The sequence below is a fragment of the Streptomonospora sediminis genome (assembly GCF_054778995.1).
In genome coordinates this window covers 22,662-36,146 of the sequence record NZ_BAAGYZ010000080.1, presented here as the reverse complement: position 1 = coordinate 36,146, position 13,485 = coordinate 22,662, and the positions used below count along the sequence as shown (strand labels likewise).

14 protein-coding genes are annotated in these 13,485 nt (G+C 71.6%); 9 read left to right on the top strand and 5 right to left on the bottom strand.

The window, feature by feature from the left end; genetic code table 11:
• Nucleotides 1–83: 83 nt before the first annotated feature.
• Nucleotides 84–410 carry a WhiB family transcriptional regulator gene (locus ACYVD5_RS16320; RefSeq protein WP_461001971.1) on the top strand — a complete coding sequence of 109 codons (327 nt, stop codon included), beginning with the start codon at nucleotides 84–86 and terminating at the stop codon, nucleotides 408–410.
• A 320-nt stretch (nucleotides 411–730) separates the two neighbouring features.
• Here ACYVD5_RS16320 and ACYVD5_RS16315 read toward each other — a convergent pair whose 3' ends face one another.
• Both ACYVD5_RS16315 and ACYVD5_RS16310 read right to left on the bottom strand, forming a co-directional pair.
• Nucleotides 731–1,894, bottom strand: coding sequence for an ArsA family ATPase (locus tag ACYVD5_RS16315; protein WP_461001902.1), 1,164 nt, complete (start codon nucleotides 1,892–1,894; stop codon nucleotides 731–733).
• The gene (locus tag ACYVD5_RS16310; protein WP_461001901.1) at nucleotides 1,891–2,928 is read right to left on the bottom strand and encodes an ArsA-related P-loop ATPase; all 1,038 of its coding nucleotides are present in this window, start codon (nucleotides 2,926–2,928) and stop codon (nucleotides 1,891–1,893) included. Before ACYVD5_RS16310 ends, ACYVD5_RS16315 begins: the two co-directional genes overlap by 4 nt.
• A 123-nt stretch (nucleotides 2,929–3,051) precedes the next feature.
• Between ACYVD5_RS16310 and ACYVD5_RS16305 the strand changes: the two genes are divergently transcribed.
• From ACYVD5_RS16305 to ACYVD5_RS16290, 4 genes are all read left to right on the top strand, one after another.
• Nucleotides 3,052–3,225 (top strand): DUF4177 domain-containing protein, encoded by a 174-nt coding sequence (locus tag ACYVD5_RS16305; protein ID WP_156004343.1) that lies wholly within the window; start codon nucleotides 3,052–3,054, stop codon nucleotides 3,223–3,225.
• Nucleotides 3,225–3,686, top strand: a complete 462-nt coding sequence (locus ACYVD5_RS16300) for a RidA family protein (RefSeq protein ID WP_461001900.1) — start codon at nucleotides 3,225–3,227, stop codon at nucleotides 3,684–3,686. Before ACYVD5_RS16305 ends, ACYVD5_RS16300 begins: the two co-directional genes overlap by 1 nt.
• A 57-nt stretch (nucleotides 3,687–3,743) precedes the next feature.
• Nucleotides 3,744–4,556 (top strand): NUDIX hydrolase, encoded by an 813-nt coding sequence (locus tag ACYVD5_RS16295; RefSeq protein ID WP_461001899.1) that lies wholly within the window; start codon nucleotides 3,744–3,746, stop codon nucleotides 4,554–4,556.
• A gap of 128 nt (nucleotides 4,557–4,684) precedes the next feature.
• Entirely contained in the window at nucleotides 4,685–5,503 is an 819-nt protein-coding gene (locus ACYVD5_RS16290; RefSeq protein WP_461001898.1) for an MBL fold metallo-hydrolase, read from the top strand.
• A gap of 117 nt (nucleotides 5,504–5,620) precedes the next feature.
• Here ACYVD5_RS16290 and ACYVD5_RS16285 read toward each other — a convergent pair whose 3' ends face one another.
• The gene (locus ACYVD5_RS16285) at nucleotides 5,621–6,307 is read right to left on the bottom strand and encodes a Crp/Fnr family transcriptional regulator (protein WP_461001897.1); all 687 of its coding nucleotides are present in this window, start codon (nucleotides 6,305–6,307) and stop codon (nucleotides 5,621–5,623) included.
• A gap of 368 nt (nucleotides 6,308–6,675) precedes the next feature.
• On the opposite strand from ACYVD5_RS16285, the gene nth reads away from it, so the two are divergent.
• The 3 genes from nth (at nucleotide 6,676) to ACYVD5_RS16270 (ending at nucleotide 9,403) form a co-directional block, all read left to right on the top strand.
• Entirely contained in the window at nucleotides 6,676–7,353 is a 678-nt protein-coding gene (gene nth, locus ACYVD5_RS16280) for an endonuclease III (RefSeq protein ID WP_461001970.1), read from the top strand.
• A gap of 222 nt (nucleotides 7,354–7,575) precedes the next feature.
• Nucleotides 7,576–8,199: an NUDIX hydrolase gene (locus tag ACYVD5_RS16275; RefSeq protein ID WP_461001969.1), complete on the top strand. Its 624-nt coding sequence runs from the start codon at nucleotides 7,576–7,578 to the stop codon at nucleotides 8,197–8,199.
• A gap of 13 nt (nucleotides 8,200–8,212) precedes the next feature.
• Nucleotides 8,213–9,403 carry a MarP family serine protease gene (locus ACYVD5_RS16270; protein WP_461001896.1) on the top strand — a complete coding sequence of 397 codons (1,191 nt, stop codon included), beginning with the start codon at nucleotides 8,213–8,215 and terminating at the stop codon, nucleotides 9,401–9,403.
• Nucleotides 9,404–9,671: 268 nt separating this feature from the next.
• Here the strand turns inward: ACYVD5_RS16270 and ACYVD5_RS16265 are convergent, their stop codons facing one another.
• Both ACYVD5_RS16265 and ACYVD5_RS16260 read right to left on the bottom strand, forming a co-directional pair.
• Nucleotides 9,672–10,229 carry an ATP-binding protein gene (locus ACYVD5_RS16265; protein ID WP_461001895.1) on the bottom strand — a complete coding sequence of 186 codons (558 nt, stop codon included), beginning with the start codon at nucleotides 10,227–10,229 and terminating at the stop codon, nucleotides 9,672–9,674.
• A gap of 18 nt (nucleotides 10,230–10,247) precedes the next feature.
• Complete coding sequence (locus tag ACYVD5_RS16260) at nucleotides 10,248–10,595, bottom strand: STAS domain-containing protein (RefSeq protein WP_131096601.1); 348 nt, start codon at nucleotides 10,593–10,595, stop codon at nucleotides 10,248–10,250.
• Between the two features lie 301 nt (nucleotides 10,596–10,896).
• On the opposite strand from ACYVD5_RS16260, the gene ACYVD5_RS16255 reads away from it, so the two are divergent.
• On the top strand, nucleotides 10,897–13,347 hold the full coding sequence (locus ACYVD5_RS16255; protein WP_461001894.1) for a DEAD/DEAH box helicase: 2,451 nt from the start codon (nucleotides 10,897–10,899) through the stop codon (nucleotides 13,345–13,347).
• Nucleotides 13,348–13,485 lie beyond the last annotated feature (138 nt).

Genomic DNA, 13,485 nt, shown 5'->3' with positions numbered 1-13,485 from the left:
GCTGCCTCGGTTGCCTCCGAGCCGGCGACCGCGCCCGCCGGCTCGCGCACAGAGAACACATGCTGAACATGGGAGTGGGACACATGTGGATGCCGGGCTGGGCTGCACACGGCCTATGCCGCGAAACCGACCCCGATGCGCTGTTTGTGCAGGGAGCCGCCCAGAACCGGGCGAAGCTCATCTGCCGGGGATGCCCCGTGCGCACCGAGTGCCTGGCCGACGCGTTGGACAACCGTATCGAGTTCGGAGTCTGGGGAGGGATGACCGAACGCGAGCGCCGCGCTCTACTGCGCCGCAGGCCCGATGTCGGGTCGTGGGCGGAGCTGTTGGAGAACGCGCGCCGCGAATACCGCGAACAGGAATCCGGCGACCGCGCCGAACCGCACCGGCGCCCAGTCCAGGCCGGATAGCGGCCGGCAGGAAGCAGAACCGGTAACCGCAGGGGGTCGGCCGCGGGCACGCGCGGACGTGCCCGGCTGAACAGTCGGCCCCCGCAAAGCAGGCGCCATCCGCGAGCCAGAGCCTGCGGCGGCGCCCGGTCGGCTCCGCTGCTGGGTGCCGCCGTGCGGTGCGCGACCGCAACCGCACGGCGGTAGTGCGCCCGCTGCCCGCGCCGGTGCGGTGGCTAACGCGCCGGACCGCAGCAGAATCCCGCGACACCCACGCAGCCCCCTACAGAAACCGCACCAGAGACCCCGGTAACGGCAGCGGACCCACGCGATCGGCACGGTCACCCGCCCAGCGACCGTCCGATCTCGGCCAGGCCGGTCAGATCGTGCACGTCCTCGGGGCGGGCCGGTATCTCGACCGCAGGAACCCCCGGGTGCGCCTGCGCCAGCCGGGCGATGAGCCGCTGTTCGCGCTCCAGCACCCGCGCGCGCTCGGCGTGCAGCCGTAGTGCCGCAGCCGCGAGACCGTGGTCGCCGGTGCGGGCCAGTTCGGCGGCCGCGGCGGCGGCGTCCTGCTCGGACAGGTCCTGCGCCGCGGTGCGGTGCACCCGGTTCAGTACGATCCCGGCGAGCGGCATGCGGTCGTTGCGCAGCCGCTCGATGAAGTATTCGGCCTCGCGCAGCGAATCATCCTCGGGCGCGGACACCACGACGAATCCGGTGCCGCGCGCCTGCAGTAACCGGTAGGTGCGTTCGGCACGCTCTTGGAACCCGCCGAAGACCGCGTCGAACGCCGAGACGAAGCTCTGCACGTCCTTGAGCGCCTGGGCGCCCACCACCTTGGCGATGACCCCGGTGACCATGCCCACCCCGGCGCCCAGCACCTTGAACGCGCCCGTGGCGGGCGGCGCACCGAGGATCTTGATGAGCCTGCTGTCGAGGAACCGGCCCAGGCGTTCAGGGGCGTCGAGGAAGTCCAGCGCCGAACGGCTCGGCGGGGTGTCGACGATGATCAGATCCCACGTGCCGGACTCGCGCAGCTGGCCCAGTTTCTCCATGGCCATGTACTCCTGGGTGCCGGAGAAACTGGACGACAACGACTGGTAGAAGGGGTTGGCCAGGATCTGCTGCGCACGTTCGGGGTCGGCGTGGGCCTCGACGATTTCGTCGAAGGTGCGCTTCATGTCCAGCATCATCGCGTGCAGGCTGCCCGGCACCGCTGCGCCGTCGGCCGCGGGCAGTTCGACCGGCCGCGGCGTGTTGTCGAGTTCGCGCAGCCCCATGGACTGGGCGAGCCGGCGTGCAGGGTCGACCGTGATCACCACGGAGTCGCGGCCGTGCCGGGCGGCGCGCACCCCCAGCGCGGCGGCGGTGGTGGTCTTGCCGACACCGCCCGCGCCGCAGCAGACGATGATGCGGGTCTGGCGGTCGGCCAGCAGCGTGTCGACGTCGAACGCCGGTGCGGCTGCCGCAGCGGTCCCTTTGCCCGCGGTGCCCGCGCTCATCGGCACTGCTCGGTGAGCCGGTCGGCGAGCACTTGGAGGTCCTCGGGGCCTACCCCGCCGCCCAGCAGCGGGAGTTCGAGCCGGGGCCGGTCGACGGCGGCCAAGCGTGCGCGGATACGGGATTCGCCGGCCATCCGCAGTGCGTGGTCGCCGACCTCGGCGGCGAGGTCGCGCGCCGTATCCTCGGCGCCGTCCAACCCGGCCGCCTTGAGGCCCCGCACCAGCGCACCGGTGTCGAAGGTGCCCTCGGCGACGGTGCGCAGTTCGGAATCGGCGAAAAACGGCGGCTGCACCATGTTCACGATCACCGAACCGACGGGCAGCCCTGCAGCACGGATCTGCTCGATGCCGTCGAGGGTCTCCTGGGCCGGCATCTCCTCAAGAATGGTCACGAAGTGCACGGCGGTCTGCGCCGAGCGGATGGTGGACATGGCCTTGTCGGCGTGGTTGCGGACGGGGCCGACACGCGCCAGGCCCGCAACCTCGGCGTTGACGTTGAGGAACTGCGCGATCCGGCCGGTAGGCGGGGCGTCCATCACGACGGAGTCGTAGGCGAAGGGCCGGGAGGCGGGCCCTGCGGAGGTGCCGGGGCCGCGGCCGCCGCGCCGCCGTTCGCCCGCCCGGCGCCGCACGGCCTCGGTGGCCTTGCCGGTCAGCAGGACATCGCGCATGCCCGGAGCGATCGTGGTCGCGAAGTCGACCGCGCCGAAGCGGGTGAGTACGTGGCCGGCGCGGCGCATGCCGTAGAACATTTCGAGGTACTCCAGCAGCGCGGACTCGGGATCGGCGGCCAGCGCGTACACCTGGCCCTGTCCCGGCGCGGCGGCGATCGGGCGTTCTTCGTAGGGCAGCGGCCCGGAGCCGAAGAGCCGGGCGATGCCTTGGCGCCCCTCGACCTCGACCAGCAGGACCCGGCGGCCCCCGGCGGCCAGAGACAGCGCGAGAGAGGCGGCCACTGTGGTCTTGCCGGTGCCCCCTTTGCCGGTGACGACATGGAGCCGGACGCCGCTGCCGTCGCGATCGCGTGCACTCACTCCTCGGAGTTTATGTTGCCGACCGCGGCGGCGGGCGGGCGTGCACAGCCCCATCTCCGCCTTTGCCGCGGCGAAGCGCGGGCGGCGACCCGCGGGCGGTCTCCGGTAAGTAAGGTGACGGCTATGACGAAGTGGGAATACGCGACCGTGCCGTTGCTGTCGCACGCGACAAAGCAGATCCTGGACAACTGGGGAGAGGACGGCTGGGAGCTCGTCTCGGTCATCCCCGGCCCGTCGGTCGACGGGGACCCGCGCAACCAGCAGATGGTCGCCTACATGAAACGGGAGAAGGAGTAATGGCCACTCCCGAGGAGCGGTTGGCCACATTGGGCCTCACACTGCCCGAAGTGGTCCCGCCCGTGGCCGCCTACCAACCGACCGTGCGCACCGGCGACTACGTGTACGTGTCCGGGCAGGTGCCGCTGGTCGGCGGCACCCCGGCCGGTACAGGCAAGGTGGGTGCCGAGGTCACCGCCGAGCGGGCCAAGGAGCTGGCCGCGGTGTGCGCGCTCAACGCGGTCGCCGCGGTCAAGGCCGAGGTCGGCGAGCTGTCGCAGGTGCGGCGGGTCGTCAAGGTCGTCGGGTTCGTTGCCAGCGACCCGTCGTTCACCGGCCAGCCGCAGGTGGTCAACGGCGCCAGCGAGCTGCTCGGCGAGGTCTTCGGCGAAGCGGGCACGCACGCCCGCAGCGCTGTCGGCGTCGCGGCGCTGCCGCTGGACGTCCCAGTCGAAGTGGAGATGATCGTCGAGGCCGACTGAGCGGCCGCTGACCGACACAGGCGCTCGTTCGCCACGACGCACGGGAGGACGACGGTCATGCCGGCAGAGCACCTCCGCGGCGCAGCCCAGGGCGCCGGCGCAGCCGCGGCGCGTCCGGCCGCCACTGTGATGCTGCTGGCCGCGGCCGGCGGCAGCGGGCTCGAGGTCTACCTGCTGCGGCGGGTGGCCTCGATGCGGTTCGCCCCCGGCATGCACGTCTTTCCCGGCGGCACGGTGGACGAGCGCGACACCGATCGCGATATCCGGTGGGCGGGCCCGCCGCCGGCGGAGTGGGCCGCCCGCCTGGCGGTCGCCGAACCGCTGGCGCGGGCCCTGGTCTGCGCTGCGGTGCGCGAGACCTTCGAGGAATCGGGCGTGCTGCTGGCGGGTCCGCCCGGCGGCAATGTGGTCGCCGATACCCGCGCCCCCGACTGGGAGGCCGACCGCGAGGCCCTGGTCTCCCACACCCTGCCTTTCACCGAGTTCCTGCGCAGGCGCGATCTGGTGCTGCGCAGCGACCTGCTGCGCGCATGGTCGCGGTGGATCACACCGCGCGGCGAGGGGCTGCGTTTCGACACCCGCTTCTTCGCCGCCGCCCTGCCGCCGGGCCAGCAGGCCCGCGACGTCGGCGGCGAGGCCGACCGCGTCGCCTGGATGGCCCCCGGAAACGCCGTGGCCGCCTGGCGGCGCGGCGAGCTGGAGATGCTGCCCCCGACCGTAACCACCTGCGCCGAGCTGGCCGGATACGGGTCGCCCCAAGCCGCCATGGCGGCCCCGCGCACGATCTCGCCTATCGAGCCGGAGCTGCACGAGGTCGACGGCGAACCCCGCATCGTCGTACCCGACTGGGTGCCCTACCCCCCGCACTGAGCCGTGTCCAGTACCGCGGAGCCGTGCCGGGCACCACCCACCTGCCCGGCCGGCGCCGCCGCTGCGGCCCCCACGACCCCTGCGACCCCCCACACCCGCCGCCGCCCGGCAAGAGAGACTGAGGTGCGATGAGGATCGACGGTTCCGGAACACTGCGTGCCAACTGCGTCCTATGCCCGAATCCTGGACTGATGACGCTGGACGGCACCAACACCTGGGTGCTGCGGGAGCCGGGGGCGCGGGGCGTCATCGTCGTCGACCCCGGGCCGCACGACGAGCGCCACCTGGAACGGGTCGCGCGCACCGTGCAGGAGCAGGGCGCCCAGGTCGCGGAAACGCTGCTGAGCCACCACCACCCCGACCACGGCGAGGGGGCGCGCTACTTCACCGAGTTGACGGGTGCCCCGGTTCGCGCCGTCGATCCCGGCATGCGTATCAGCGGCGGCGGGCTCGCCGACGGCGACGTCATCCGGGTCGACGGGCTGGAACTGCACGTGGTGGCCACGCCCGGCCACACCGCCGACTCGGTCTGCTTCCACCTGCCCGCCGACGACGTGCTGCTCACCGGAGACACGGTGCTGGGCACCGGCACGACCGTGGTCGCCGACGACGGCCTCGCGGCCTACATGGATTCGCTGTACCGGCTGCGCGAGTTGGTGGCCACCGCCGGGGTGCGGGCGCTGCTTCCCGGGCACGGACCCATCTGCACCGAGCCGCTGACCAAACTCACCGAGTACATCGAGCACCGCGAGTCGCGGCTGGCCCAGGTCACCGCCGCGGTGCGGGCCGGCGACCGGACGGCGGACGCGGTCGTGGCACGGGTCTACGCCGGCATCGACGAGGCGGTGGTTCCTGCGGCGCGGTCATCGGTGCGGGCGCAGTTGCGGTACCTGGCCGACCGCGGCGACATTCCGCCGGAACTCGGCGAGGAGCCCGGCGGCGGCTGATCGGCCCGCACGGCCGACGGGCCCGGCACGCGGCCGGGCCCGGTGGTCGTGGCGCGGATCGCCGGAAGCGGTGTCCGCAGTGGCACTGTCGGCGGGCTGGTGCCTGCGTTTGGCTTGTTAGCGCGCGCGGCGCCGCATGCGTTCGACGTCGAGCAGCACAACGGCCTTGGCCTCTATACGCAGCCAACCGCGCAGCGCGAACTCCGCCAGCGCCTTGTTCACGGTTTCGCGCGAAGCGCCCACGAGCTGCGCCAGTTCTTCCTGGGTCAGGTCGTGGTGTACGTGCAGGCCGTCCTCGCCCTCCTTGCCGAAACGGTCGGCGAGGTCGAGAAGCTGCCCGGCCACCCGCCCCGGCACGTCGGTGAAGACGAGGTCGCTCATGACGTCGTTGGTGCGGCGCAACCGGTTCGCCAGCGCCTTGAGTAGCTGCAGGCTGACCTGGGGCTGTTGGGCGATGAACGGGCGCAGGTCGTCGTGGCCCAGTCCGGCGAGCACCGCGTCGGTGACGGCGACGGCGCTGGCGGTGCGGGGGCGCGGGTCGAACAGCGACAGTTCGCCGAACATCTCGCTGGGTCCCAGCACGCTCAGCAGGTTTTCGCGTCCGTCGACAGCGGCGCGGGTCAGCTTGACCTTGCCGCTGAGGATCACGTAGAGGCGGTCGCCTTCGTCGCCCTCGGAGAAGAGCGTCTGGCCGCGGCCGAGTCTTACCTCGCTCACCGAGGCGCGCAGTGCCGCAGCACCGTCCTCGTCGAGTGCCTCGAATAGAGGAGCCTTGCGCAGCACCTCGTTGGTCTCGTCCACCACTTCCTCCTTGCAAGCCTGACCGTCAACAGTGTGACGTATATCGCACCCCGGTGGGAAACCAGGCCGTTACCTCGGCTTGTCGTCCCGGTGACGTGCTAACCGCCACGGCCGACGTCAGCGCATTCGATCCTAGTTGCTCTCCCGTACCCGAGAGGGTCCGGCCCGCCGATCTCCCGACATTGCCGACATGCAGCGCTAGAGAGCGGGGACCGCATCCGCGTGCGTACGTCCGGCTCCGGACGCCGCCGCGGGTACGTAGTCTTTGAGGCGTGCCCGGAGATCCTGCCACGCCTGCTCAAACCGCCCCGCCCAACGCCGCCTCGAATGGCGGCGCAGCGCAGACACCCACGGGTGAGTCGCGTCTCGCCCTGGTGAGACGCGCCCGACGGATCAACCGGGAATTGGCCCGGTTGTATCCCGATGCGCACTGTGAGCTTGATTTCACCTCCCCGTTGGAGCTCCTGGTCGCCACGATCCTCTCCGCCCAATGCACCGACAAGCGGGTCAACCAGGTAACCCCGAAACTCTTCGCCCGCTACTCCTCAGCGGCCGATTACGCCGCCGCCGACCGCGAGGAACTCGAGACCCTGATCCGCTCCACCGGCTTCTACCGGTCCAAGGCCAACAGCATCCTCGGCCTGGGCCGGAAGCTCTGCGACGAGCACGGCGGCGAGGTCCCCGGCGACCTGGACGCGCTGGTGCGGCTGCCCGGGGTCGGCCGCAAGACCGCCAACGTGGTGCTCGGCAACGCCTTCGGCGTCCCGGGCCTCACCGTGGACACCCATTTCGGGCGCCTGGTGCGCCGCTTCGGCTGGACCGAGGAGACCGATCCGGTCAAGGCCGAACACGCCATCGGCGACCTGTTCCCGCCCAAGGACTGGACCCTGCTCTCGCACCGGCTCATCTGGCACGGCCGCCGCATCTGCCATTCGCGCCGGCCCGCATGCGGGGCGTGCGAGCTGGCCCACTGGTGCCCGTCGTTCGGCGAGGGACCCACCGACGAGGCGACAGCGGGGGCGCTGGTCCGCAATGGGCCGTTCTCCTAGGCGGTTCGCAACAGGCCCCAGCGGGGAAAAGGGCACAGCAGGCGGGCGCAGGCACGGCCGGAAGGGGACGGGCAGAGTATGACCGCACAGGATCACCCGGAGACACCCCCGGGCACGCCCGACCCGACCGGCGCGCGGACTCCGGACGCAGGCCGCCCCGCTCCCGTCCCCGACGTCACCACCCCCGAGTGGCTGGCCTGCCTCGCCCGGGCCGGGGCGCGCATGCCCGTCCCCGCGATGCTGCGGCCCCCCGAGTCCGGCGGACGCGAATCCGCGGTGCTGATCCTGTTCGGCGAGGGCGAGCACGGCCCCGACGTGCTGCTGATCCAGCGCAACAACGGGCTGCGGCGGCACTCCGGCCAGCCCGCATTCCCCGGCGGCGCCTTCGAACCCCATGACGAAGGCCCCGAGGACTGCGCGTTGCGCGAAGCGGTCGAGGAAACCGGAGTCGACCCGGCCGGGATCGAACTGCTGGGCCGGCTGCCCGAACTGTTCATCCGGCCCAGCGACTTCCGGGTCGTCCCGGTGCTGGCCTGGTGGCGCGAGCCCTCCGAGGTGGGCCCCGCCGACCCCGGCGAAGTCGCCGGGGTGGTGCGCGTCCCCGTCAGCGAGCTCGCCGACCCTGGCAACCGGGTCCGCATCCGCCACCCCGACGGGTCGACCGGTCCGGCGTTTCGGGTACGGGACATGTTGGTCTGGGGATTCACCGCAGCGATCCTGAACCGGCTGCTCGTCCTGGGAGGGTGGGAACGTGCATGGCTCGACAGCGGGACGGCCGAACCCGTACCCCTGCCCGGCGCCAAAGGCGGCGGCACCGGGCCGCACCGAGCCAAAGGCCCGAGATGAGCGCGAGGTGGTGATGGACGGCATCGTCCTGGACGCGGTCCTGATCGTGCTGGTCCTGCTGTTCGCCGTATCGGGCTACCGGCAGGGCTTCATCGTCGGAATCATGAGCTTCGCCGGGTTCATCGGCGGCGGAGTCCTCGCCGCCCTCGGCGCTCCCCCGCTCATCCAGGGGGTCGTGACCGACCCCGGACGCCAGGCACTGCTGGCGGTGGCGGTGGTGTTCCTGTGCGCGGCGATGGGCCAGTTCGGCGCGTCCTACCTGGGCGCGGTGGTGCGCAACCGTGTCACCTGGGACTCCGCACGCGTCGTCGACGCCATGGGCGGGGCGCTGGTGAGCGCCCTCTCGGTGCTGCTGGTGGCCTGGCTGGTGGGCAGCGCCGTCGCCAACTCCGCGATACCCGTGCTCAACACCCAGGTGCAGCAGTCGCGCGTGCTGCACGCGGTTGACCGCGCCATGCCCGAAGTCGCCCAGACCTGGTTCTCCACCTTCCGCAGGATCGTCGACCAAAGCGCATTCCCGCAGGTCTTCAGCGGCTTGGGCACCGGCGAGCCGGCCGAGGTGCGGCCGCCCGACCCCGACGTCCTCGATACCGCAGGGCTGCGCGAATCAAGCCAGGGCGTCGTGAAGGTACTGGGCACCGCGCCGAGCTGCCAGCGGCGCGTCGAAGGCACCGGGTTCGTGTACTCCCAGGGCCGCGTCATGACCAACGCCCACGTGGTGGCCGGTGTCACCAGGGATCTGCGGGTGGTCACCCGCTCCGGGCAGCAGTTGCCCGCCACGGTGGTCCTCTACGATCCCCAGCAGGACATCGCCGTCCTCGACGTCGAGGGTATGGACCTGGAGCCGCTGGAGTTCGAGACCGACGTCGAAAAGGGCGACACCGCTGTGGTGGCCGGCTACCCCCGCAACAACGGCTTCACCGCGGTGCCCGCACGCGTCCGCGCCGAGCAGACAGCGCAGGGGCCCGACTTCTACCACTCCCAGCAGGTCAGCCGCGAGATCTACCAGGTCCGCGCGCTGGTCCGCCCCGGCAACTCCGGTGGTCCGCTGCTCTCCCCGGACGGCACCGTCTATGGTGTCGTCTTTGCTGCGGCGACCAACGATGACGAGACCGGCTACGTGCTCACAGCCCAGGAGGTCGCGGCCAACGCAGAGAAGGGCAGTACGGCCACCGCGCCGGTCTCCACTCAGGAATGCGACTGACCGGCTGAGCCGGTCAGTGAGGCGGGCGCGAGCGTCCCGCTGATGGCGCGTCGGGTGGTCGCCCGGGCGCGTCGGCGGCGGGCGCAGGCACGCTGGTTGAGCTGCGGTAGGGGCGGCGGCAGCCGGGCACGCGGCGGCGGCGGAGCTTCGCCGCCGACCGGCCCCGCCGCTGCCGGACCCTCCCGCCCGGCAGGTGCCGGCACGGGACGGGCCCGACCCCTGGAGTCCAGCGGGTCCTGTGGCAGGGACGGGGTCCCTCGAAGGCGTGTCAGCCGACGAGTTCGGTGTCGGCCTCGGGATCGGACTTGCCCAGCGGCCAGCTCATGCGGACGACGGTGCCGTCCTCATGGGGTTCGATGCTGACCTCGTCGGCAAGGCCGACGATCACGGCCAGACCGACGTCGGGCGATAGACCCGTAACCCCGCCGGGCGGCGTGAAGTCGCCCAAATCGAGGTCGGCATCGTCGAACACCTGGTCACCGAACTCCGCCGCGGGCTCCTTGGCCGGGGCGCGGTCGAAGACCACGACCTCGAAGCGCTGGGCGGGATGGCCGTTGTGCGGTGCGCGTGCAGGGGTCTCGCTGCGGGACGGGTTGTCAGTGTCGCGAGGCCCCGCGGTATCGATCAGATCGAGCTGGATCGGACGGCTGGGACAGTGGACGCGATGCGCCTCGACGGCGCGGGAGCACGCCTCGCCGACCGCCAGTCGGATCTCGTCGAGGGCGGATTCGGCGATGCCCGCCCGCCTGGCCACGGCAGTGGCCATGAGCCGGGCCGTGCGCACATGGGCGGGCAGCGCGCTGATCGTGAGCTGGACGAGTGCCATGGTTCGCTCGTAACGCAGCTACTTGGACTTGCGTTTGTCGATGGCTTCCTGCACGGAGTCGTGGATGCCGAAGACCTTGGTCAAGCCGGTGATCCGGAAGATCTTCAGGATGCGCTCCTGAGTGCAGACCAGGTCGAGCGTGCCGTCGTGTGCGCGCACGCGCTTCAGGCCGCCGACGAGCACGCCGAGCCCGGTCGAGTCGAGGAACTCCACCTTCTCCATGTTCACCACGAGGTGGAAGTTGCCCTTGTTGACCAGGTCGATCAAGAGCTCACGCAGCCGGGGCGCGGTATAGACGTCGATCTCACCCTCGACGACGACGATCTCTGTGTCGTCCTGTGTGTGGTGATCAAGCTTCAAGTCCACTAGTCCTCCAGCGCCGAACTGCGAAAAGCCGCGAGTGATCTCTGCCGGGCGTTACCCCACAGTGCGGCATTCAACCACGCTTGCCCTTCGCATCTGCCTCTTATGCACAAGAAACCACGACAGCGCGGGTCCCTTCCCGCGGATGCCACACTGAAACAGGGGTCGACCAGTGTCATCGCAGGTATTACGCGCCGAGGAGGGTGTCGGGGTGTCCGGATCTGCTCCCCGCGCACGCGGGGACGTCTCCCGGTGGGAGTCCGCGCTTCGCCGGTTGTGGCGAGACCATACCCGGAATTCGCAGGTGACACATGTGGAGCAGTTGGCACGTGGCCACGGGGTAAGTGAACACTGGCCAGACTGGACACCGCCCTCGGTTCGTGAGCGACTCGCTGAGCAGGGGATCACGGCTCCGTGGTCCCACCAGGCAGCCGCCGCGGATCTTGCGCGCTCCGGTAGCAATGTGATCATAGCCACCGGCACCGCGTCGGGGAAATCACTGGCCTTCCTGCTGCCCTGCGCCGAAGCCGTTGAACAGGGCGGCACCGTGCTCTACATCTCGCCCGCCAAGGCACTGGCCGCCGACCAGCGGCGGACCCTGGCCGATCTCGGTCTCGACGACCTGCGCGCGGCCACCTACGACGGCGACACCCCCCGCCAGGAACGCGCCTGGATCCGCGCGCACGCCAACTACGTGCTGACCAACCCCGACATGCTGCACCACGCCGTCCTGGGCAACCACGCCGCCTGGGCGGGGTTCCTGCGGCGGCTGCGCTATGTCGTGGTCGACGAGGCCCACCGCTACCGGGGCGTGTTCGGCTCCCACGTCGCCCAGATCCTGCGGCGGCTGCGCCGCGTCTGCGCCCGCTACCGCAGCGATCCCGTCTTCATCCTGGCGTCGGCCACCACCGGCACACCCGAGGAGAGCGCGCGCCGGCTGATCGGTGCGCCGGTGCGCGCCGTCTCCGAGGACGCATCGCCGCGGCCCGCACTCAGCTTCGCGCTGATCGAGCCCGAACTCACCGAGCAGACCGGCGAGAACGGAGCGCCGGTGCGGCGCACCGCCACCGCCGAGGCCGCACACGTCCTGGCCGACCTGGCCGAGTCCGGCGTGCGCACCCTGGCATTCGTGCGGTCCAGGCAGGCATCGGAGGTGGTGGCGCTGACCGCGCAGCGCATCCTGCGCGAACGCGAGGCCCGCGCCTCCTCGCACCGCCGCGGGCTGCCCGCCGCCGACCCGTGGGCGGTCGGCGACGGTGCGGGCGAAACGGATGGCGCCGATGGTGCGGGTGCCGGGGCCGACGGGACCGCGGCCACCGCAGCGGGGGGCTCCGCCGAGGCCGGCGGGGCGGCGGAGACGGCCGAGGCCGAGGTGGCCGAGGCGGCCGGGCGCCCGGAGGGAGCACCGTCCGGCAGGCTCTCCGAACGGGTGGCCGCCTACCGCGCCGGCTACCTGGCGGACGACCGGCGCGGGCTGGAAGACTCGCTGCGCAGCGGCGAGCTGCTGGGCCTGGCCACGACCAACGCGCTGGAGCTCGGCGTCGACATCACCGGCCTGGACGCGGTGGTGGTGACCGGGTGGCCCGGCACCCTCGCGTCGCTGTGGCAGCAGGCGGGCCGGGCGGGCCGCTCGGGGCAGGACGCGCTCGCCGTCTTCATCGCCCGCGACGATCCGCTCGACACCTACCTGGTGCACCACCCCGACGCCGTTTTCGGACGCCCGGTCGAGGCAACGGTGCTGGATCCGGACAACCCTTACGTGCTCGGGCCGCATCTGTGCGCGGCCGCCTCCGAAATCCCGCTCACCAACGACGACCTCACCCTGTTCGGCCCCGGCGCCGCCGACGTGCTCGACGGACTGGTCCGGCAAGGGCTGCTGCGCCGCCGGCCGCGCGGGTGGTTCTGGACCCGCCGCGACCGCGCCTCCGCACTGGCCGACCTGCGCGGATCCGGTGGGCCTCCCGTGCAGATCGTCGACTCCGCCAGCGGGCAGCTGCTGGGCACCGTCGACGAGGCGGCCGCCCACAGCGCCGTCCACGACGGCGCGGTCTACCTGCACCAGGGGCTCACCTACGTCGTCGACGAACTCGACCTGGAAGAGTCGGTGGCGCTGGTGCACGGAGAGGCTCCCGAATACAGCACCTGGGCGCGCGACACCACCGAGGTCGAGGTCCGCAGCACACTGCGCAGCCAGGAGTGGGGGGCCGATTCGGCGGTCCACTTCGGCGAGGTCGAAGTGACCCGGCAGGTGGTGTCCTACCTCAAGCGCGATGTGCGGACCGGCGCGGTCCTCGGCGAGCAGGCACTCGATCTGCCCGAGCGCCGGCTGAACTCGCGGGCCGTGTGGTGGACGCTCTCGCCGGAGGCCACCGACCGGCTGCGCAAAGCCGACGTCGAAGTACGCGGCGCAGCTCACGCCGCCGAACACGCGGCGATCGGCCTGCTTCCGCTGTTCGCCACCTGCGACCGGTGGGACATCGGTGGCGTATCGACCGCACTGCACGCCGACACCGGATGCCTGACCGTTTTCGTCTACGACGGCCATGAGGGCGGCGCCGGATTCGCCGAACGCGGCTACGCGGCGGCCCGCGAGTGGCTCACCGCCACCCGCCAGGCCATCGCCGGCTGCGAATGCACCGACGGCTGCCCCTCATGCATCCAGTCCCCCAAGTGCGGAAACGGCAACGACCCGCTCAGTAAACCGGGCGCGCTGCGCCTGATCGACGCGCTGCTGAGCGGCGAGGCGCAGGGGTAGCGCAGGGCGTTCCCGTACGGCGGAGGTGTCCCGGAGCCGATGCCGCCGGATTGTCGGTGGCGGCTTGCCGCTTGCCGCTGGTCGGGGTCGGGGTTGCGGGGCGGCGATGAGCGATGGGTGCGAGCGCCGAGCGCTCGC

Excerpts from the sequence above, each read along its gene's own strand:
- ACYVD5_RS16265 (WP_461001895.1), bottom strand. The coding sequence starts at position 10,229 with ATGGCACTCGTCCAGCTCACGATCAGCGCGCTGCCCGCCCATGTGCGC.
- ACYVD5_RS16270 (WP_461001896.1), top strand. The coding sequence starts at position 8,213 with ATGGACGGCATCGTCCTGGACGCGGTCCTGATCGTGCTGGTCCTGCTG.
- ACYVD5_RS16275 (WP_461001969.1), top strand. The coding sequence starts at position 7,576 with ATGCCCGTCCCCGCGATGCTGCGGCCCCCCGAGTCCGGCGGACGCGAA.
- ACYVD5_RS16315 (WP_461001902.1), bottom strand. The coding sequence starts at position 1,894 with ATGAGCGCGGGCACCGCGGGCAAAGGGACCGCTGCGGCAGCCGCACCG.
- ACYVD5_RS16295 (WP_461001899.1), top strand. The coding sequence starts at position 3,744 with ATGCCGGCAGAGCACCTCCGCGGCGCAGCCCAGGGCGCCGGCGCAGCC.
- ACYVD5_RS16300 (WP_461001900.1), top strand. The coding sequence starts at position 3,225 with ATGGCCACTCCCGAGGAGCGGTTGGCCACATTGGGCCTCACACTGCCC.
- ACYVD5_RS16320 (WP_461001971.1), top strand. The coding sequence starts at position 84 with ATGTGGATGCCGGGCTGGGCTGCACACGGCCTATGCCGCGAAACCGAC.
- ACYVD5_RS16305 (WP_156004343.1), top strand. The coding sequence starts at position 3,052 with ATGACGAAGTGGGAATACGCGACCGTGCCGTTGCTGTCGCACGCGACA.
- ACYVD5_RS16290 (WP_461001898.1), top strand. The coding sequence starts at position 4,685 with ATGAGGATCGACGGTTCCGGAACACTGCGTGCCAACTGCGTCCTATGC.